19 protein-coding genes are annotated in these 20019 nt (G+C 68.5%); 6 read left to right on the top strand and 13 right to left on the bottom strand.

The annotated features are described in order from the left end of the window. Positions 1-383 precede the first annotated feature (383 nt). Positions 384-1742 (bottom strand): DUF1329 domain-containing protein, encoded by a 1359-nt coding sequence (locus M8R19_RS04395; RefSeq protein ID WP_074983597.1) that lies wholly within the window; start codon positions 1740-1742, stop codon positions 384-386. Positions 1743-1762: 20 nt separating this feature from the next. Beyond that, positions 1763-3625: a DUF1302 domain-containing protein gene (locus tag M8R19_RS04400; RefSeq protein ID WP_116423803.1), complete on the bottom strand. Its 1863-nt coding sequence runs from the start codon at positions 3623-3625 to the stop codon at positions 1763-1765. Between the two features lie 270 nt (positions 3626-3895). Between M8R19_RS04400 and M8R19_RS04405 the strand changes: the two genes are divergently transcribed. From M8R19_RS04405 to tal, 3 genes are all read left to right on the top strand, one after another. Next, positions 3896-5218, top strand: a complete 1323-nt coding sequence (locus M8R19_RS04405; RefSeq protein WP_249917137.1) for a CapA family protein — start codon at positions 3896-3898, stop codon at positions 5216-5218. A 269-nt stretch (positions 5219-5487) separates the two neighbouring features. After that, the gene (dusA, locus tag M8R19_RS04410) at positions 5488-6498 is read left to right on the top strand and encodes a tRNA dihydrouridine(20/20a) synthase DusA (RefSeq protein WP_249917138.1); all 1011 of its coding nucleotides are present in this window, start codon (positions 5488-5490) and stop codon (positions 6496-6498) included. 63 nt (positions 6499-6561) lie between these two features. Next, positions 6562-7482, top strand: coding sequence for a transaldolase (gene tal, locus M8R19_RS04415; protein ID WP_009619159.1), 921 nt, complete (start codon positions 6562-6564; stop codon positions 7480-7482). Positions 7483-7554: 72 nt separating this feature from the next. Here the strand turns inward: tal and rssC are convergent, their stop codons facing one another. From rssC to M8R19_RS04435, 4 genes are all read right to left on the bottom strand, one after another. Continuing rightward, positions 7555-8037: an anti-sigma factor antagonist RssC gene (gene rssC / locus M8R19_RS04420; protein WP_043266908.1), complete on the bottom strand. Its 483-nt coding sequence runs from the start codon at positions 8035-8037 to the stop codon at positions 7555-7557. Then, the gene (gene rssB, locus M8R19_RS04425; protein WP_009619157.1) at positions 8034-9218 is read right to left on the bottom strand and encodes a two-component system response regulator RssB; all 1185 of its coding nucleotides are present in this window, start codon (positions 9216-9218) and stop codon (positions 8034-8036) included. The genes rssC and rssB overlap by 4 nt, the downstream gene beginning before the upstream one ends. A 170-nt stretch (positions 9219-9388) precedes the next feature. Beyond that, entirely contained in the window at positions 9389-10093 is a 705-nt protein-coding gene (locus M8R19_RS04430) for an MlaA family lipoprotein (RefSeq protein WP_074980960.1), read from the bottom strand. Positions 10094-10741: 648 nt separating this feature from the next. Next, positions 10742-11458: a UTRA domain-containing protein gene (locus M8R19_RS04435; protein WP_074980962.1), complete on the bottom strand. Its 717-nt coding sequence runs from the start codon at positions 11456-11458 to the stop codon at positions 10742-10744. A 122-nt stretch (positions 11459-11580) separates the two neighbouring features. Between M8R19_RS04435 and pcrP the strand changes: the two genes are divergently transcribed. The 3 genes from pcrP to M8R19_RS04450 all read left to right on the top strand — a co-directional run bounded on the left by pcrP (position 11581) and on the right by M8R19_RS04450 (position 13249). After that, positions 11581-12330, top strand: a complete 750-nt coding sequence (pcrP, locus tag M8R19_RS04440) for an HAD superfamily inactivated hydrolase PcrP (protein WP_043315377.1) — start codon at positions 11581-11583, stop codon at positions 12328-12330. Next, the gene (locus M8R19_RS04445) at positions 12327-12908 is read left to right on the top strand and encodes a phosphonate degradation HD-domain oxygenase (RefSeq protein WP_116423798.1); all 582 of its coding nucleotides are present in this window, start codon (positions 12327-12329) and stop codon (positions 12906-12908) included. Before pcrP ends, M8R19_RS04445 begins: the two co-directional genes overlap by 4 nt. Before the next feature lie 77 nt (positions 12909-12985). Then, the gene (locus M8R19_RS04450) at positions 12986-13249 is read left to right on the top strand and encodes a DUF4404 family protein (RefSeq protein ID WP_009619150.1); all 264 of its coding nucleotides are present in this window, start codon (positions 12986-12988) and stop codon (positions 13247-13249) included. Between the two features lie 48 nt (positions 13250-13297). Here the strand turns inward: M8R19_RS04450 and M8R19_RS04455 are convergent, their stop codons facing one another. The 7 genes from M8R19_RS04455 to M8R19_RS04485 form a co-directional block, all read right to left on the bottom strand. Beyond that, entirely contained in the window at positions 13298-14548 is a 1251-nt protein-coding gene (locus M8R19_RS04455; protein ID WP_249917139.1) for an OprD family porin, read from the bottom strand. 67 nt (positions 14549-14615) lie between these two features. Next, positions 14616-15599, bottom strand: a complete 984-nt coding sequence (locus tag M8R19_RS04460) for an NADH:ubiquinone reductase (protein ID WP_249917140.1) — start codon at positions 15597-15599, stop codon at positions 14616-14618. A gap of 13 nt (positions 15600-15612) precedes the next feature. Then, positions 15613-16530 carry an SDR family NAD(P)-dependent oxidoreductase gene (locus M8R19_RS04465; RefSeq protein ID WP_249917141.1) on the bottom strand — a complete coding sequence of 306 codons (918 nt, stop codon included), beginning with the start codon at positions 16528-16530 and terminating at the stop codon, positions 15613-15615. 35 nt (positions 16531-16565) lie between these two features. After that, positions 16566-17711 (bottom strand): acyl-CoA dehydrogenase family protein, encoded by a 1146-nt coding sequence (locus M8R19_RS04470; protein ID WP_249917142.1) that lies wholly within the window; start codon positions 17709-17711, stop codon positions 16566-16568. Positions 17712-17726: 15 nt separating this feature from the next. Then, the gene (locus tag M8R19_RS04475) at positions 17727-18491 is read right to left on the bottom strand and encodes an enoyl-CoA hydratase/isomerase family protein (protein WP_074980972.1); all 765 of its coding nucleotides are present in this window, start codon (positions 18489-18491) and stop codon (positions 17727-17729) included. Then, a complete protein-coding gene (locus M8R19_RS04480; protein ID WP_249917143.1) occupies positions 18491-19549 on the bottom strand; it encodes an acyl-CoA dehydrogenase family protein in 1059 nt (352 codons plus the stop codon). The genes M8R19_RS04475 and M8R19_RS04480 overlap by 1 nt, the downstream gene beginning before the upstream one ends. Next, positions 19546-19989 carry a PaaI family thioesterase gene (locus M8R19_RS04485; RefSeq protein WP_024128305.1) on the bottom strand — a complete coding sequence of 148 codons (444 nt, stop codon included), beginning with the start codon at positions 19987-19989 and terminating at the stop codon, positions 19546-19548. Before M8R19_RS04485 ends, M8R19_RS04480 begins: the two co-directional genes overlap by 4 nt. Positions 19990-20019 lie beyond the last annotated feature (30 nt).

Below are 20019 nucleotides of genomic sequence, written 5' to 3' on the forward strand. Positions count from 1 at the left end.
ATTGTAAAAAACGCCGGATTCCCGGGTGAGTGGTTGGTCATGGCTGGTGGGGTATTGGGTTGGGCGTGGGGGTCTGCCGGTGGGAAAAGTGTAAGGGTCTAGTCCGCTCCCTCTCCCTAACCCTCTCCCTGAAGGGAGAGGGGACCGTTCGGAGTGTTCGGGAGTTTCGGCATTAGCCGGCAAGCTCAGCGACATCCGGCTGAAACCATTTCCTATCTCGGCACGGACAAGCCCCCTCTCCCTTCAGGGAGAGGGCTGGGGAGAGGGTGCTCCCCCCCAACGTCCCCAATTCACCAGCAAACTCCCCCCCATAAATGCCCCCGAAAAAAAGGCGGCCATCCAGCCGCCCACAAAGAGAGCATCGATGGAGTTGCTCTGTCGACTCAACGAATCCCGGTAGCACGCAAGGCGCTGGGGGTGAAGTCATTGCTGGTGGACTCGAGGTCGAAGCGGTACGCGCCCTTCTCCTCGTTGCGCAGGCCCGACACCGTGTAGCGCCCGGACAGCACGTCGTAGTGGGTCTCGGCGGTCAGCCAGGTGAACTGCTGGTCGTAGAACGGCCGCGCGTGGCCCTCGGAAACGCGCCAGAGGTTGCCGCGGCCGTCGTAGGCGTCGGCCTCGGCGATCTGCCAGCTGTCTTCGTCGATGTACAGGTCGCGCTTGCTGTAGACATGGCGCTGGCCCGGCTTCAGGGTCGCCTCCACGTGCCACACGCGGTGCAGTTCGTAGCGGGTGTAGTCGGGGTTCAGGTGGCCCGGCTTGACGATATCGGCGTACTTCGCCTTGGGCGAGTCCAGGGCGAAGCTGTTGTAGGGGATGTACAGCTCCTGCTTGCCCAGCAGCTTCCAGTCGTAGCGGTCGGGCGAGCCGTTGAACATGTCGAAATCGTCGTAGGTGCGCATGCCTTCGGCGCCGGGGCTGTCGTAGGCCACCTGCGGGGCGCGGCGCACGCGGCGCTGGCCGGCGTTGTACATCCAGGCCATGCGCGGTTCCTTGACCTGGTTGATGGTCTCCAGCACCAGCATCACGCTGCCGGCGCGGCGCGGCGGCGAGAGGATCTCCTGGCGGAAGTAGTAGAGGATGTTGTCCATCTTCGCCGGGTCGTAGTCCTTCAGCCCGAAGGGGAAGGCGAACTGCTCCTTCATGTAGCTGATGGTGTAGTCGCCGTTGCTCTGCGGGTTCATCTGCGCGGTGGTGCGCAGCATGGTCTTGCCGCGGTAGCGGGTGACGTGGTTCCAGATCGCCTCCAGGCCGTTCTGCGGGATCGGGAAGGGAATCGAGACCTTGAAGTTCTCCAGGCCGTTGCCGCCCTCGGCGAGGTGGGTGGCGCCGGCGTTGGCCTTCACCGCGGCGAGCACCTCGGCCGGGTAGGCGGCGCTGCGGTGGCTGGGGTAGACCGGGATGCGGTAGCTGTCCGGGAAGCGCTTGAACATCGCCAGCTGGCCGGGGGTCAGCTTCGCCTTGTACTGCTCGGCGTTCTGCGCGGTGATGGTGAACAGCGGCTTCTCGCCGGCGTAGGGGTCGGCGAGGAAGCCCGCGGCGTCCAGGGCGCCGGCGTTGGTGGCGAGGCCGCCGGTCCAGGCCGGGATGCTGCCGTCGGCGTTGCCGGCCTTCTCGGCGCCCATCGGCGTCAGGTCGGCGCCCAGGCGCGCGACCTGGTCGGCGGAAACGGCGGCCATCGCCTGGCCGGCGAGCAGGCCGAGGCTGAGGCAGCCGGCCTTGAGCAGGAGCTTGTGCTGCATGGTGGGTCCTCCGGGGGGCGTCAGAAGCTGACGCCCAGGCTGACGGCGAGGAAGTCGCGGTCGGTGTTGGTGTTGTAGTCGCCGCCGAAGTAGTCGGTGTAGCTGATGCTGGCGGTGTATTTGCTCAGGTATTCGCCGTCCAGGCCGATGCTCAGGGCCTTCTCGCCTTCGCTGAAGGTCGGGCCGTAGCCCTGCACGTCGTGGGCGAACGACAGGTTCGGCTTGAGGGTCACGCCGCCGATCATGTCGTTGTATTCGAGCTGGCCGCGCAGGCGGTAGCCCCAGGAGTTGCCGGTGTAGAAGCCGTGGCTGTTGCACTCGCCGGGGTTGGCGGTGTTGACCACCCCGGTGCACAGCGCGTTGCCCGCAAGGCCCAGCAGCGAGGAACTGCCCGCCGCGCCCAGCTCGCCATTGCCATAGACGCTGCTGCGGCCGAAACGCAGGGCGCTGCCGTCGGTGGGGCCGAGGTCGCTGACGTGGGTGAAGCCGACCTCGCCGACCAGGGTCAGGCGGTCGGCGCGCACCAGCGGCAGGTTGTCGAAGGTGTTGGTCAGGGTGACCTGCGCCTGGGTCACCGGCTTGCGCTGGTAGCCCTGGATCAGCGAACCGTAGGCCGAGTCGGCCCAGCCGCTGGCGAAGATCGGCAGGCCGGCGTTGACCGCCGGGTTGGTCGATGCCGCGCCGAGGGTGGCGGCGGCGGAAATGTCGGTGCCGTTGAGCCCCAGCGGCATGTTCGGCCGGTAGCTGATTTCGCCGGAGAGCGCCGCGGTGCCCACCGTGGTGTTGAAGCTCAGGCCGTACAGGCGGATGTCTTCGGGGTAGGTCAGGAAGTAGCGCGCGGTGCTGCGCCCGCCCTGGCCGAACAGCCCGCCGACCGGGTCGGCCAGCGCGCCCTGGCCGACGATCCAGCTGCTGTAGGGCGTGCGGCTGTGGTAGTTCATGGCGTAGAGGCCGAACTCGGTGTCGTTCAGCGACTCGACCATCCAGTGCAGGGCCACGCCGAACTGGCCGCCGTCGCGGGCGTCCTTGTCGCCCAGCCGCGGCACGTAGCCATAGCCGCCCCGCACGCCGGTGCCGTCGATGTCGCGGTCGAAGTCGCTGCCGTTGATCGCCATGCCCGTGTCGCAGCCCTGGGCGACGATATCGCTGCCGAAGAAGGTGCCGCAGTTGTCCACCACGGTCTTTTCCCATTTCAGCTGGTAGAAGGCTTCCAGCGACAGGTTCTCGACGATGCCCTGGTTGAAATAGAACATCGGCACCGGGATCAGCGCTTCCTTGACCTCCGAGCCGGGGCGGCGCAGGGCCGAGACGTCCACCGGGTTGATGCTGTTGATGCCGTTCTGGATGAAGGTGCTCTCGCCCCAGCTCACCACCTGCTTGCCCAGACGCACGCTGCCGGGCAGGTCGCGGACGCTGTAGTTGTGGTAGACGAAGGCGTCGAGCAGTTGGGCGCCGGAGGAGCGCGCGGCCTGGTCGCGGCCGCTGTCGTCGATGTCGTAGAGGTGCTGGTGGCCATCCTTGAGCTCGAAGTCGTACCAGTACTTGCCGCGCAGGAACACGCCGGTGTCCTGGTACTTCAGCTCGAGGTCGTGCACGCCCTTGAACAGCTTGGAGAAGGCCTCGCCCTTCTTGAAGTTCAGCCGGTTGTCGTCGGAGGTGGCGCTGGAGGCGCTGCCGCCGTTGCGGCTGCCGATGAATTTCTTGTCCGGGTTGTCCATGGCCCAGCTGGCGCCGATGGACAGGCTGGAGTCGAAACGCCCCTCGATCTCCCCGATGTTGAAGGTTGCCGCGTGGGCCGGCAGCGCGCCGCCCAGGGCCATGCCGACCGCCAATGCCAGTTTCCGCGGTCGCAGGGATGCACCTTCGGTTCTTGTTCTTTTCATGTTTTCTCCGCCTGGAACGTGCTTCAAGGGGGGGAGCCCGGGGGCTTCCCGCACAACCCGGCGCCATGAAAAACACAGCGAACCGGGAGGCGGTCGCATAGTAAGAGCCGCGTTGCACGGCTGGCCTCTGAAAAAAACTTATGCCCATAGCCAAAAGCGCCGCCCGCGCCGATAACCAGCGGCTATCGGGATAAGAAGGATTCAGCCGGCACGCGACGCGCCTTGCCCTATAGTCCGCGCCATCCAACCTGGCAGCCCATGGGGACGAGCATGAAGATTGCGTTGACCGGCGACAGCATCCTGCAGCGCCGCCTGAACAGCCTCGAGGACGCGACCCTGCGCCCGCTGTTCGACCTGATCCGCAGCGCGGACGTCAGCTTCACCAACCTGGAAGTGCTGCCCAACGACTTCGCCGGCGACCCGGCCCTGGAAAGCGGCGGCTCGCACTTCGGCGCCCCGGCCTGGGTTCTCGACGAGCTGGCGGCGGGCGGCTTCGACCTGTTCTCCACCGCCAACAACCACGCGCTGGACTACAGCATCGCCGGCCTGCACGCCATGCACCGGCAGCTGCGCCAGCGCGAACTGCTCTACGCCGGCACCGGGAGCAACCTGGAAGAGGCGCGGCGCCCGGTCTATTGCACGCGCCCGGAGGGCACCGTCGCCCTGCTCGCCTGCAGCGCCACCTTCGGCAAGGGCCAGGAAGCCAGCGACCAGGGCCGCGACATGCCCGGCCGCCCGGGCCTGAACCCACTGCGCTTCGACACCGTGCACGAAGTGACCCCGGCGCAGATGGCCCAGGTGCGCGAGCTGATCGCCGGCCTCGGCCTGGACCGCCTGTACCAGGGTGCGGTGGACCTGGGTTTCGCCCACCCGTTGCCGCACCCGTCGCTGGCGGTGTTCGGCCCCTTCACCCCGGTGCTGTTCCGCGAGGGCCAGCAGACGCGCCTGCGCACCACGCCGCGGAAGAAGGACGTCGACGACATCCTGCGCTGGGTCGAGGAGGCGCGACTGATGGCCGACGTGGTGGTGCTGAGCATCCACGCCCACGAGCTGGGCTACAACGCCGAGGGCGAATGGGATCTGGAAACCCCGGCGGAATTCCTCCAGCCGGTGGCGCGGCGGATGATCGACGCCGGCGTCGACATCGTGGTCGGCCACGGCCCGCACCTGCTGCGCGGCATGGAGATCTACAACGGCAAGCCGATCTTCTACAGCCTGGGCAACTTCATCGGCCAGAACGAGCTGGTGGAGCGCCTGCCGGTGGATAGCTACGAGCAGTTCCGCGTCGATCGCGAGCAGACGCCCTCCAAGGTCTTCCAGCAGCGCACCCGCAACGACACCCGCAGCTTCCCCGCGGATGCGCGCTTCTGGGAAACCCTGGTGCCGGTCTGCCGCTTCGACGGCGGCCGCCTGCAGGCCATCGAGCTGCACCCGGTCAGCCTGGGCCTGGGCGAGGCCATTCATCGCCGCGGGCGCCCGCGCCTGGCCGAAGGCGAGCATGGCCGCGCCATCCTCGAACGCTTCGCGCAGCTGTCGCAGCCCTATGGCACGCGGTTCAGCATCGAGGGCGGTGTCGGCCTGCTAAGCCTGTAGGGCCCCAGTAGAACGCCGACGCCGGACAAGTAGCCGGTATCGGCGCGCCGGCCCGGGCTCCGGCCGCCTGCCGGCGATCGACGGCCCGGGATTCCTGATAGAATTGCCGGCCGTCGCCCATGATCCTGATCCGTACCGCATGAGCGACGGTTCCATCCTTGCGTTTCCGCTGGCCAATGATCAGCCAGGCTGACCGGATACCCGGTACCGGCGAAGCGTCAGGCACAAGCGAAAACGCCCCGAAACGCAGCGGAACACGATCCACCGAGATGCCTCCAGAATCGCCCACCAAGCCAGCAATCGCGCGCCCCGAGCCCTCCCGCCGTTTCTCCGTGGCCCCCATGATGGACTGGACCGACCGCCACTGCCGGTTCTTCCTGCGCCAGCTGTCGAGCCATGCCCTGCTCTACACCGAGATGGTCACCACCGGGGCCTTGCTGCATGGCGATGCCGCGCGTTTCCTGCGCCATGACGAGTACGAGCACCCGCTGGCGCTGCAGCTGGGCGGCAGCGTGCCGGCCGAGCTGGCGGCGGCGGCGAAGCTGGCGGAGGCTGCGGGTTACGACGAGGTGAACCTGAACGTCGGCTGCCCCAGCGACCGGGTGCAGCACAATATGATCGGCGCCTGCCTGATGGCCCATCCGGCGCTGGTGGCCGAGTGCGTCGTGGCCATGCGCGAGGCGGTGTCGATTCCGGTCACGGTCAAGCACCGCATCGGCATCAACGGGCGCGACAGCTATGCCGAGCTGTGCGACTTCGTCGGCCAGGTGCGCGAGGCCGGCTGCCGCAGTTTCACCGTGCATGCGCGCATCGCCATCCTCGAAGGCCTCTCGCCCAAGGAGAACCGCGAGGTTCCGCCGCTGCGCTACGAGGTGGCGGCGCAGCTCAAGCGCGATTTCCCGGACCTGGAGATCGTCCTCAACGGCGGCATCAAGACCCTGGCCGAATGCCAGGAGCACCTGCGCACCTTCGACGGCGTGATGCTCGGCCGCGAGGCCTATCACAACCCCTACCTGCTGGCCCAGGTGGACGCCGCGCTGTACGGCGCCACGGTCCCGGCGATCAGCCGCGCCGAGGCCCTGGCGCGGATGCGCCCATACATCCAGCGGCACATCGCCGAGGGCGGCGCCATGCACCATGTGACACGCCACGTGCTCGGCCTCGGCCAGGGTTTCCCCGGCGCCCGGCGCTTCCGCCAGCTGCTTTCGGTGGACGTGCACAAGGCCGCCGATCCGCTGCTGGTGCTCGACCAGGCCATCGAACTTCTCGCAGGCCGCTAGGTCCCGTTGAGCGCGAGGTTGCGCTCGGGTAAGGTCATGGGGATCGCACTCGGAAGACCTGCCATGACCTCCAAGCTGGAACAACTGAAGCAGTACACCACCGTCGTCGCCGATACGGGCGATTTCGACGCCATTGCCCGCCTGAAGCCGGTGGATGCCACCACCAACCCCTCGCTGCTGCTCAAGGCCGCCGCCCTGCCCCGCTACGCCGAGCACCTGGCCCGCGCCACCGCGGCCAGCGGCGGTGACGCCGGCCTGGCCTGCGACCGCTTCGCCGTGGCGGTGGGCAAGGACATCCTCGGGGTCATTCCCGGGCGCGTCTCCACCGAAGTGGACGCGCGCCTGTCCTTCGACACCGAAGACACCCTGGCCCGCGCCCGCCGGCTGGTCGAGCTGTACGATGAACAAGGCGTCGGCAAGGACCGCGTGCTGATCAAGATCGCCTCCACCTGGGAAGGCATCCGCGCCGCCGAACAGCTGGAGCGCGACGGCATCCAGACCAACCTCACCCTGCTGTTCTCCTTCGCCCAGGCCGCGGCCTGCGCCGACGCCGGGGTGTTCCTCATCTCGCCCTTCGTCGGCCGCATCTACGACTGGTACAAGAAGGCCAACGCCCGCGACTACGTCGGCGCCGAGGACCCGGGCGTGCAGTCGGTGTCGCGCATCTACCGCTACTACAAGGCCAACGGCTACCGCACCGTGGTGATGGGCGCGAGCTTCCGCAACCTCGGGCAGATCGAGCAACTGGCCGGCTGCGACCGCCTGACCATCAGCCCGGACCTGCTGCAGCAACTGGCCGACGCCCAGGGCGAACTGCCGCGCACCCTGCAGCCCGGCGGCGGCGAGGCGCGCCAAGTGCTGGACGAGAGCGCCTTCCGCTGGCAGATGAACGAGGACGCCATGGCCACCGAGAAGCTGGCCGAGGGCATCCGCCTGTTCGCCCGCGACCAGGAGAAGCTGGAAGCCCTGCTCGGCGGCCGCTGAAACCTACGCGCAGCAAAACGAACCGGCGCCCCAGGGCGCCGGTTTGCGTTCTATCGACAGGCTTCGCGCGGATCAGTGGTGCTCGAGGGCACTCACCAGGTCGTGGAAGGCTTCACGGTTGGACTCGTTCAGGCCCATGAGGATGCGGTGGGCCTCCAGCACCTTGCTGCGCACCACTTCCTCGGACTGGTCCTGGGGCGGCAGGTCGGTGAGGCAGTCCGTGCAGGGGATGGGCCGGTCGACGATGTTGAACACCTGGTCGAAGCCCATGGACTGCAGCAACCGGGTGATGTCCGGGTTGGTGGTCACCAGGGTCGGCAACAGCCCCACCTTCTGCCGCGAGAGGATCGACAGCTTGGCCAGCAGGCCCAGGGTGGTGCTGTCGATGCTCTGGGTTTCCGTGAGATCGATGATGATCGCCGTGAAATTCAACGCGGCGAAGATTTTTTCAATGGTGGCATCCAGCGCCGAACACAGGGTCAGTCGGACTTCGCCCACGAACTTCAGGACGAATGAGCCATCCTGCTCGGCGAACTGGATTTTACCGGTACTCATGCAAGGTTCCTGCTCAACACCAGCAAGGCGATATCATCCGGCATCTCGGACAACTTGGCCAGTCCGAAGACCTGGCGCAGGCCGTCCAGCGTCCCGCCGGCGGCGACGACCTGCTCGGGCAGGGCCGTCTCCTTTTCTTTCAATGTAGCCCCGGGCAGCACATCCAGTATGCCGTCGGAGAACAACGACAGGCTGAAGGACCTGGGCAGGTCCATGGTCCGGTCGTCGTAGGTGGCGTCCTCGAACAGGCCCACGGGCAGGCCGCGGCCCTCGAGGTAGCGTGCTTCGCCGTCGACGTAGAGTACCGGCAGCGGCAGGTGGCCACCGATGCTGTAGGTCAAGCGATCGGTTTCCAGGTCGATCACCCCGCCGAGCATGGTCACGTGCTTGCCCAGCTTGGTGTTGATCAACCCGCGGTTGATGTGCCCGAGCACCTCGGAAGGCTTGAACTCGGGCAGCGTGCCCGCGCGCCGCGACTCGTACAGCAGGCGGGTGGTCATGAACTTCAGCAGCACGGTCACGAACGCCGAGGAGGCGCCATGGCCGGAGACGTCGGCGAGGTAGAAGCCGATGCGCCGCTCGTCGACGCGGAAGTAGTCGACGAAGTCGCCGGACAGGTACAGCGACGGGATGATCTGGTGGGCGAACTTCAGCCCCTCGGCTTCCCAGGGCGTCACCGGCAGCATGTTCATCTGCACCTGGCGCCCGGCGTTCTGGTCTTCCTGCAGCAGGTTCAGGCTGGCCTGCAGTTCGCGGTTGGCGGCTTCCAGCTTCTCGCGGTAGCGGCGGTTCTCCGAACGCAGGTAGGCGCGGTCCAGGGCGCGGCGCACCGAGTGCTCCAGCACGGCCAGGTCTTCCAGGGGCTTGATCAGGTAGTCGGCGGCGCCCAGGCGCAGGGCCTCGACCACGTCGCTCATCACCCCGGCCCCGGAAAGCACGATGACCGGCGTTTCCACCGCCATCTCGCTGACCCGGCGGATCAGCTCCAGGCCGTCCATCTGCGGCATGCGCAGGTCACAGATGACCAGGTCGGGCAGTTCGTGCTGGAAGACCTGCAGGCCCTGCTGGCCGTTGGTCGCCTGCAGGACTTTGAAACCACTGTCTTCCAGGTAGGCCGCGAGGCTTTCGCGAACGGCCTCGTCGTCATCGATGATCAGCAGCGTGGCACTGGGTTTGTGCATGGGTTATCCAGGCAAACGGCGCCGGAGGTGGTGGAGTGGGCGCGCATGGCAATGAAAACGGCGCGGGTCGGGTGCGACAAGGCGCAGACACTACTCCCATCCGCCCAAGGGTTCAAGACGGCGGCACGGCGCGCTTGCGGCAGCCCCGGGGCGGATGGGTGGCGGGTGTGTCAGAAGTCGTCTTCGACCTGGCCGTCCTTGACCTTGAACTCGCGGTTCTGCAGGTAGGCGTTGCGGATGAAGTTGTACTTGTCGCCGGAAATCAGCTTCTCGGACTTGATCAGGTCGGCGCGGGTGTCGACCACATCCACGGCGCGGATGCTGTTGCGCACGGACACGTCGTCGATGTACGGGTACATGCCGGTATAGGCGTCCGGGATCTTCGACGGCGCGTCGCGCAGGGTGCTCGGGCCCAGCAGCGGCAGCATCACGTACGGGCCGCTGCCCACGCCCCAGTAGCCGAGGGTCTGGCCGAAATCCTCGTCGTTGCGCTGCAGGCCCATGCGGGTGGCCACGTCGATGAAGCCGGCCAGGCCGAAGGTGGTGTTGAACAGCAGGCGGCTGGTGTCGACGCCGGCGTGCTCGAGCTTGCCCTGCAGCAGGTCGTTGGCCAGGTTGCGCACGTCGCCGATGTTGCTGAAGAAGTTGTGGATGCCGTCCTGCACGAAATTCGGCGTCACCTTCTGGTAGCCCTGCGCCAGGGGCTTGAGCGCATAGGTGTCGAGGGTGTCGTTGAACACGAAGATCGGGCGGTTGACGCTCTCCCAGGGGTCGTCCTCGCTCGCCGCCTGGGCCAGGAAGGGGAGCATGGCCAGGCTGGCTCCGGCCAGCAGGCGAGCGGTGCGCTGCATCCAGTTGACGCCATGTGGGCGCATCGGGTTTCTCCTTTGAAAGTCTCATGAGGCCGCCGCCGCGGCCTCGAACCGCTGCGCAGTATATAGTTCCAAATTCGATTTGCAGACATCGGATTGTTTCTAACGCCTTCGCACCCGGAGCGCGGCTGGAGGCGTCGCCCTCCCCCCTCACGATAGCCAAGAGCCAGCTTTTGTGCCGATAGGATTCTCTTGCCGACTGGGTTGGAAGGCTCTTCGTAGGAGCGAGCTTGCTCGCGAACGGGGTTTGCCGAGGGCTGCGGTGCTGGGGAGAGGGTGCTCTTGAGCCCAGCACCCAAAGTTTTCCGGAAATCCGTAGGGCGCATAACGCCTATGGCGTTATCCGCCGTTTGACCTTGGTTACCGGCCCGCTCGGTGTCGAGCCTGGCGCTGGTCACGCATTCCCCCGGACCGACCGAGGCAGGGTCGATGAGAAAGGTGAGGCGGCGGATAACCGCGAACGGTTATTCGCCCTACGCTACTGGAAGTCCGAATCGCGGACAGAGTCCGCTCCTACGGTTACAGGGAGGCACGGGCGTAGGAGCGGACTTCGTCCGCGATTGGATTCACCGGCCACGCAGGACACCCCGGTGGCACGAACAGCCCCATTCGCGAGCAAGCTCGCTCCTACAAAAAGCCACCTCGCCCGATTCAGTCCGGGTAGCGGGCCTGGATGACAATCTCCAGAGCATCCGGCCGCCAGAACTCCTGGTCCAGCTCCACCAGCCGGTCGTCCTCGGCGTAGCTCAGGCGTTCGAGGAACAGCCCCGGCGCGCCCGGCGCCAGCTGCAGCGGCTCGGCCTCCGCGGCGCCCAGGGCGCAGGGGTGCATGGCCAGCTCGCAGCGCTGCGGGCGCTTGCCGAGGCGTTCGCGCAGCACCTGGGTGAGGGAACCGTCCAGGTCCTCCTCCAGCAAGCCCGGGCACCAGGCGGCGTCCAGCAGGATGCGCTCCAGCATCACCGGGCGCTGGTCGATCCAGCGCCGCCGCTCGATGGCGAACAGCCGGGCGCCCTCCTCCAGGCCCATGCGTGCGGCGAGCCGTGCGTCCGCCGCGCGCACCTCGCGGCGCAGCGTCTCGGTGCGCGGCTGGCGGCCCTGGGCGGCGACGTAGTCCATGAAACCGGCGGTGCGGGTGGGGTTATAGCGTACCCGCGGCGGCGCGACGAACCAGCCGCGGCGGTTCTCCCGGTACAGCAGGCCCTCGGTCTCCAACTGCTGCAGGGCCTCGCGCAGGGTCACCCGGGTGCAGCCGAAGCGCTCGGCCAGCTCGCGCTCGCCCGGCAGCTTCGCGGCCAGGCCGCCCTGGCGGATGTCCCCGGCCAACTGGTCGCGGATGCGCAGGTAATGCAGGGGTCGTTCGGCCGCCATGGTGGGCTCTCCAGCGAAAGGCGCGCCATTATAAAGGCAGCGGGCCCGCGCGCAGGCCGGCTTCACCGGATCGTCACAATGCGCGTCTAGTCTGGCCTAGACCATTGTCCAGACACCCCGCCATGCCCGCCTCGACTGCCGCCGACCTGCCCCGCTTCACTTCCCTGCTCTTCGGACTCGCCGGCGACCTGGTGGACTTCGGCGCCCGCACCCTGCCCCGCGCCCTGCAGCAGAGCTGCCCGGACTGCCCGCAGGAACGCCTCGCCGAGGCCGCCACCCTGGCCCCGCAGCAGGCCCTGGGCCATGTGCTCGGCCGCCTGCCCAGCGCCGAGGAGGTCGCGCGCTTCCGCAAACGCCTTGCCGAAGCCGCCGACGCCCATGCCGAGCCCATCGCCGAGGCCCTGCCCGCCCTGCACCAGCTGAACCGCCAGGGCGTGCCCTGCGCCTGGCTGGAGGAACTGCCGGAGCCGGCCAGCGAACGCCTGGCCGCCGCCCTCGACGGCGCCCTGGACAGCGGCATCGCCCACGCCGGGCGGCCCTGGCCGGCGCCGGACGCCTGCTGGCGCGCGCTGATGGAACTGGGCACGCCGCAACTGGATGGCTGCGTGCTGGTGAGCAGCCAGCCGCGGCTGCTCCAGGCCGGCCTCAATGCCGGGCTGTGGACCATCGGCCTGGCCGCCAGCGGCCCGCTGTGCGGCCTGTCGATGCGCGACTGGGAAGCGCTGGACGGCCCCCAGCGCGACCTGCGCCGCGCCCAGGCGACCTTCGGCTTGTACCGCCTGGGCGTGCACTCGGTCATCGACCACCTGGGCGAGCTGGATTCCTGCCTGCTGGACATCGCCAGCCGCCGCGCCAAAGGAGAAAAGCCATGAACCGCGCCCGCCACGCCTTCCTCGACGAGCTGGCCGAACGCTTCGCCAGCCACGGCGCCGAGCCCTACGGCGAATCGGTGAGCCAGGCCGAGCACGCCCTGCAATGCGCCACCCTGGCCGAGCGCGCCGGCTGCTCCGACGCCCTGGTGATCGCCGCGCTGCTGCACGATATCGGCCACCTCTACGAAAACCCCGACGAGATCGAGGCCCGCGACCTGCGCCACGAGGAAGTCGGCGCCAACCTGCTGCGCGAGCTGCTGCCCGAATCGGTGTGGCAGCCGGTCCGCCTGCACGTGGCCGCCAAGCGCTACCTGTGCGCGGTGGACGCGGCCTACCACGCCGGCCTGTCGCCGGCCTCGCGGCACAGCCTGGCGCTGCAGGGCGGGCCCTTCGACGAGCGCGGCGCCAGCGCCTTCCTCGGCGCCCCCTACGCCCAGGACGCCGTCACCCTGCGGCGCCTGGACGACCTGGGCAAGGACCCGGCCATGCGCACCCCGGAGCTTGCGCACTTCTTCCCGCTGCTGGAACGCCTGCTGCGCATTGACGGGCATCAGACACGGTTGCGTTCGGCGGGTTAAGCTGTGTGGCATGGAGATGGATTTTTCGCCGCCGCGCGGCGGTCCATCCTGGGTAGCCACCGCAGAAGGAAACCACCATGCCGACACGTCAACTGCGTGAAGAACTGCAGCGACTGCGCGACCAGCTGGAACAGCAGCCGCCGCTGAGCGAAGAGCAGCGCGGGGAGCTGGAGACGCTGATAGAAGACATCGAACTGCAACTGGCCAACGAGGAAGCTCTCGCCGACGACAGCCTGCTGGATGGCGTCAACCTGGCGGTGGAGCGCTTCGAGGTCAGCCACCCGACTCTCGCCGGCACCCTGCGCTCGATCATGCAGAGCCTGGCCAACATGGGCATCTGAACCCTTCCCCCGGCGGCCCGCCCCCTCTTGGCGCGGGCCGCATCGCCTTTACCAGAGCGGCAATGTGTAACTGATGATGACGCGGGTTTCGTCCACGTCGTTGCCGAAGTCGCTGCGGAAACTGCCGTTGCGCACCTTCAGGCCCAGGTTCTTCAGCGCCCCGCCCTGCACCACGTAGCCGATGTCGGTGTCACGTTCCCATTCCTTACCGTTGCCCTGGCCGTTGAGCAAGTCGATGTTGTCGCCGCGCAGGTAGCGCGTCATGAAGCTCAGCCCGGGCAGGCCGACGGCGGCGAAGTCGAAGTCGTAGCGCAGCTGCCAGGAACGCTCGTCCTTGTTGGCGAAGTCGCCGATCTGCACGAAGTTGGTCAGGTACGGGTCGGTGCCGGCCAGGTAGGCGTAGCCGGTGTCGCCGGACATGCGCTGGTAGCCCAGGCCGAAGCCATGGCCGCCCAGGCGGTAGGTGAACAGGGCGTTGAGCGCGCGGTTGTCGACGTTGCTGCCGCCCTCGTCGGTGGAGCGCGCCCAGCGGATGTCGGACTTCAGCGACTGGTCCCTGGCGATCGGCAGGACATGCACCAGGCCCAGGTAATGCTGGCGGTAGAAGTCCTCCAGGTTGCCGTAGTGATAGCTGGTGCTCAGGTTCTCGCTCCAGCGGTAGCTGCCGCCGGCCAGGTTGAAGCGGTCGCTGGTGCTGTGCCGCCCGGGCTGGATGTTGCGCTTGTTGCCGCGGGTGATGGTCAGGTCCTCGGCGTTGGTCGAGTCGCGCTGCTTCACCTGGCGCAGCTGGCCGAGCTGCACGGCCAGGCCGTCGATCTCGTTGATTTCCGCCAAACCGCCCTGGAAGGTCTGCGGATGCAGGCGGGTGTCGTTGTACTGCACCACCGGCAGCCTGGGCGTCAGGGTGCCGATCTTCAGCGTGCTGTTGGCGGCGCGCAGCTTGGCGGTCAGGCCCAGGTCGGAATAATCGTCGGCGGCACGGCGGTCGCTGGCCGAGTACGGCAGCAGGCCGGAGCCTGCGCGGTCCGGGCTGGAGTCGAGCTTGAGCCCGAGCAGGCCCAGGGCATCCAGGCCCACGCCGACGCTGCCCTCGGTGTAGCCGGACTCGTAGCGCAGCAGGAAGCCCTGGGCCCATTCCTCGGAATAGGACTGGCTGGCGCCGCTCTGGCGGTAGTCGCGGTTGAAGTAGAAGTTGCGCAGTTCCAGGCTGGCCTTGCTGTCGCCGATGAAGTCGGCCTGGGCGCAGAACGGCAGGCAGGCGGCGACCGAGGCCAGCGCCCGCGCGGGAAGATTTTTCATTGTTGTTGTCTCTTCGTTCGGTGAGGTGAGGCGGCGCCCTCCTGCGGCGCCGCATGGAGGATGGCGGTCAGTCGTCGAGCATGCCCTCCAGGCGCTGGCGCACCAGGGCGCGGGCCTGTTCGACGATGCCGCGCAGCAGCTCGGCGCAATCCGGCTCATCAAAGATCAGGCCCTGGACCATGCCGGCCGACCAGATGCCCAGGTCGGTGTCGCCCTGCTCGTAGACGGCGCGCCCGCGCTGGCCGCTGACCAGCGCGGCGATGTCGGCGTAGGTGGCGCCGCCGCGCGCCTCGATCGCCCGTACTTCCTGGCTCACCGCGTTGCGCGCCACCCGCGCGGTGTTGCGCAGGCTGCGCATGATGAGGTCGGTGGAACGCTCGTCGGCGGCGCGAATGGCCGCCTTCACCTGCGGGTGGATCGGGCATTCGCGGGTGCTGAGGAAGCGCGTGCCCATGTTGATCGCGTCCGCCCCCAGCGCCAGCGCCGCCACCAGCCCGCGGCCGTCGGCGAAACCGCCGGAAGCGATGATCGGCACCCGCAGGCGCTTGGCCGCGACCGGGATCAGCACCAGCCCGGGGATGTCGTCCTCGCCCGGGTGGCCGGCGCACTCGAAGCCGTCGATGGACACCGCGTCCACTCCCAGTTGCTCGGCCTTGAGCGCATGGCGCAGCGAGGTGCACTTGTGGATCACCTTGACGCCATGCCGGCGCAGCTCGGCGATGTGCTCGCCGGGGTTGTTGCCGGCGGTCTCGACGACGCCGATGCCGGCCTCGATGATCGCCGCGCGGTACTCGGCATAGGGCACCGGCTTCTGCGTCGGCAGCAGCGTCAGGTTGACGCCGAAGGGCTTGTCGGTCAGCTCGCGGCAACGCGCGATCTCCCCGGCCAGCGCCTCCGGGCTCGGCTGCGTCAGCGCCGACAGCGTCGCCAGGCCGCCGGCGTTGGCCACCGCCGCGGCCAGCTCGGCGCGCCCCACCCACTGCATGCCGCCCTGCATGATCGGGTGCTCGACGCCGAAGGTCTCGGTGAAACGGGTGTTGAAGATACCCATGACGCCTCCGTGGTCAGATCGGGTCCCAGGAGAACACGTCCGGGCTGCGCGCCAGGTCCATGAAGCTGCCGCGCAGCGCCGGCATGCCGTGCTCGGCGATGCTCTGCGGGGTCCAGCCGTGCTCGCTGTGCACGCTGCGCAGCGGGCGGCTCTGGCTCATCAGGAACAGCTCGTGGTTGCGCGCGGCGAACACCTGGCCGTTGACCTCGCGGGCGGCATCGGAGGCCAGGTACACGGCCAGCGGCGCGTTCTTGTCGGGGGTCATGCGCTGCAGCTTCTCCACCCGCGCCTTCTGTTCCGGGGTATCGGCCGGGATGGAGTCGGTCATGCGGCTCCAGGCGAAGGGCGCGATGCAGTTGGAACGCACGTTGTAGCGCTGCATGTCGAGGGCGATGGACTTGGATAGCGCGACTATGCCCAGCTTGGCCGCCGAGTAGTTGGCCTGGCCGAAGTTGCCGATCAGCCCCGAGGTGCTGGTCATGTGCACGAAGGCGCCGCTGCCCTGCTCGCGGAAACGCTCGGCGGCGGCGCGGCTGACGAAGAAGCTGCCGTTGAGGTGCACGTTGATCACCGACAGCCAGTCCTCGGCGCTCATCTTGTGGAAGATGGCGTCGCGCAGGATGCCGGCGTTGTTCACCACTATGTCCAGCCGGCCGAAGGCGTCCAGGGCGCTGGCGACGATGCGCCGGGCGCTGTCCCAGTCCGACACGCTGTCGGTGTTGATCGCCCCTTCGCCGCCGCGCTGGCGGATCAGCCCGAGGGTTTCCTCGGCCGGCGAGGCCGAGCCGCCCTCGCCGCCCAGCGACACGCCGATGTCGTTGATCAGCACCTTCGCCCCGCTGTTGGCCAGGGCCAGGGCGATCTCGCGGCCGATGCCGCCACCGGCGCCGGTGACGATCGCTACCTTGCCTTCGTTCAGTCGTTCACTCATCACTCTTTCCTCTCGTATGGATTCAGGTGCGGTCTTCAGCCCGGCAGGCCGAGCAGGCTCTTGGCCAGGATGTTGCGCTGGATTTCGTTGGTGCCGCCGTAGATGGTGGTGGGCCGCGACTGGATGAAGATGCCCGCCGGGTGCAGCTCGGGGTCGTCGGCCAAGGGTTGCAGCAGCGCCGAATCGGGGCCGGCGATCTCCAGGCCCAGTTCGCTGATGCGCTGGTACAGCTCGGACTGGTGGACTTTCAGCATCGACACCTCCGGGCCCAGGTTCTCGCCGCGCCGCAGGCGTTCGGCGAAGTGCCCGTAGAGCGCCTTGTGGCAGTCCAGGTCCATGCTCAGCGCGGCGAAGCGCTGGGCGAACGCCGGGTCGTCCCACAGGCCCTGGCGCCGGGCCAGGCGCGCCAGGCGCTCGAAGGCGAAGGTGGCCTGCTTGGGCGAGCCGAGGAAGATGCGCTCGAAGCCCAGCAGCGCCTTGGCCATGCTCCAGCCCTGGTTGACCTCGCCCACCAGGTGCTCGGCCGGCACCCGCACGTCGTTGAAGAACACTTCGCAGAACTCGCCCTGCAGCTCCAGGTTGAGGATCGGCCGCACCTCCACGCCGGGGCTGTCCATCGGCACCAGCAGGAAGCTGATGCCCTGCTGCGGCTTGCCGCCGCGCTCGGTGCGCGCCAGCACGAAGATCCAGTTGGCCTCGCTGCCCATGGTGGTCCAGGTCTTCTGGCCGTTGATCCGCCACTGGCCGCCCTCCAGCACCGCCTCGGTGCGCAGGCTGGCCAGGTCAGAGCCGGCGTTGGGCTCGCTGTAGCCCTGGCACCAGATGTCCTCGCCGCGGAGGATGCGCGGCAGGAAGCGCTCGCGCTGGGCGTCGCTGCCGTAGCGGATCAGCAGCGGGCCGAGCATGGTGATGCCGCTGTCGGGCAGGCGCGCGCAGCCGTAGCCTTCCATTTCCTCGATCATGATCAGTTGCTTGCCGGCGGAAAGGCCCATGCCGCCGTAGCGCACCGGCCAGCCGGGGCACAGCCAGCCCTGGCGCGACAGCGCCTGGTACCACTCCCAGGTGTCGTCGCGGCCCAGGCGGTGGGCCGGGTTGCGGATGCGTTGCGGGTAGTTGGCGGCGATCCACTCGCGCACCCTCAGGCGGAACTCGCCATCGCCCATGGCGTTGTAGTCGGTCATTTCAGTGCCCTCGGCTCATTGTCCGGTGAATGCGGGGGTGCGCTTGGCCAGGAAGGCCGCCTTGCCCTCGGCATGGTCGGCGCTGAGGAACAACTGGCTCTGCAACTCGCCCTCGCGCTCCAGCAGCAAGTCGAGGCCATCGGCGAGCAGGGCCTTGGTCATGGCCAGCGGCAACGGCGCCTGCTGTTCGACCAGGGCGGCGCGGGCCAGGGCCGCGTCCAGCGCGGCGCCGGGTGCGCAGAGCTGGTCCACCAGGCCGATGCGCAGCGCTTCCTCGGCCTCAACCACCTGGCCGAACATCAGGATCTGCCGGGCCTGGCCGTGCCCCACCCGCGCCGGCAGGGTATGCAGCAGGCCGAGGTCGGCGAGCAGGCCGACCTTGCCGAAGCCGGCGGCGAAGCGCGCCGTGCCGCCGCACACCAGGCTGTCGCAGGCCAGTGCCACGGACAGCCCGGCGCCCACCGCCCAACCTTCTATAGCGGCGATCAGCGGCTTGCCCATGCGCACCATCTGCTGCACCAGGGCAGCGTTGTTGTGCATGCGCGCGCGGCCGGCGCCGAGCCCGTCGACGTTCATGTCGCTGAGGTCGCCGCCGGCGCAGAACACTTCCGCGCTGCCGGTGATCACCACGCTGCGCACCTGCGCGTCGGCGTCGGCCTCGCGCAGGGCCTGCAGCAGTTCCTGGCGCAGCGCCGGGGCCAGCGCGTTGCGCCGCGCCGGGTTGTTGAAGCGCAGCAGGCGCACGCTGCCGTGCGTCTCTTGCAGCAGCATCCCGCTCATCAGGCCACCTCGCGTTGCAGCAGCGCGATGTAGCGCGCCTTGTGGAAGGCCAGCGAACCCTGGGCGTTGAGCAGCACCATGGCGCGGCGGAGGAACAGGCCGATGTCGGCCTCGTCGGTGAAGCCGATGCCACCGTGCAGCTGGATCGCCTGGCGGGTGACCAGCAGCGCGGCCTCGGCGGCGCGCACCTTGGCGGTGGACACCAGGCGCCGGACCTCGGCCAGCGGCGCCCGGGCGTCGATGGCGTCGGCGGCCCGGGCGACCACGGCGCGCGCCAGTTCGATCTGGATCTTCAGGTCGACCATGCGGTGCTGCAGGGCCTGGAAACTGCCGATGGCGCGGCCGAACTGGCTGCGCACGCCGAGGTAGTCGCGGGTGCGCTCGAAGGCGGCATCCATCAGCCCCACCAGGTAGGCGGCGCAGGCCAGCGCGGCTTCGTCCAACGCGGCGGGCGGTGCCGCCAGCACGCGGGCCGGCGTGGCGTCGAAACACAGGCGCGCCAGGTGGCCGCCGTCCTGGGTCGGTTCCTGGCTCAGGCGCAGTCCTTCGGCGCCGCGCTCCACCAGCGCCAGGCCGCAGTCGCAGGCCACCAGCCAGGCGTCGGCGGCGGCGCCCAGGGCGACATGGCCGACCTCGCCATGCAGCTTGCCGTCGCGCAGTTGCGGCAGCGTGGCGCCTTCGTCGTAGGCGATGCCTGCCGGCAACACCAGCTTTTCACCGGCCAGCAGCGCTTCGCGCTCCGCGTCCGGCAGCAGCGGCGCCACCAGGCTCGCTTCGATCAGCGGTTCCGGCAGCAGGCCGCGCCCCAGTTCCTCCAGCAACGCGGCGTATTCGGCCATGCCCAGGCCGCTGCCGCCCTGCGCTTCGTCCAGGCGCAGGCCCGGCCAGCCCATGGCGCAGACTTCGGCCCAGGCTGCGCGGTCCACGCCCGGCTCGCTGAAGCGCAGGCGGCGCACCCGGCCCAGGTCGCCGTCGGGCGGAACCAGGGAGGCGGCGCTGTCACGGATCATGCGCAAGCGCTCCTCGCGCTCGCGGGCCAGTTCGGCGGTGTCGGTCATGTCGTCGTACTCGTGTCGGTGGAACGGCTCCCGGCCTCGGCGGCCCGGTACTTGAAGCTGCCCGAGGCGCTGGCGACCAGTTCGCCGTCCTCGTTGTGGATCTCGGCTGTGCAGAAGCACAGGTTGCGCGTGCGCCGCAGCACCCGGCCGACGGCGTTGAGCTCGCCACGGGCGGTGCCCATGAAGTGCGTGGCCATGTCGATGGTGACCATCGAGCAGCCCGGCGAGCAGATGCGGATGGCTCCGGCCATGGCGGCGTCGAGCACGGTCATCAGCACCCCGCCGTGGAAGTGGCCGAGGTAGTTCATCAGCTCCGCGCGGTGCTTCAGGCGGATGCGCGCCAGCTCGCCCTCGGCCCAGCGTTCCAGGCCGATGAACTCCTGGAAGGTGAAGCGGCCGGTGGGAAACACCGTCGCGGGCTCGGCCAGGCTGGCCGCCATGGGGGAATCGTTCATCGCAAGGGGCTCCGT

This window comes from Pseudomonas sp. R3.Fl, assembly GCF_023516765.1.
In the GTDB taxonomy this organism is placed as follows: Bacteria; Pseudomonadota; Gammaproteobacteria; order Pseudomonadales; family Pseudomonadaceae; genus Pseudomonas; species Pseudomonas citronellolis.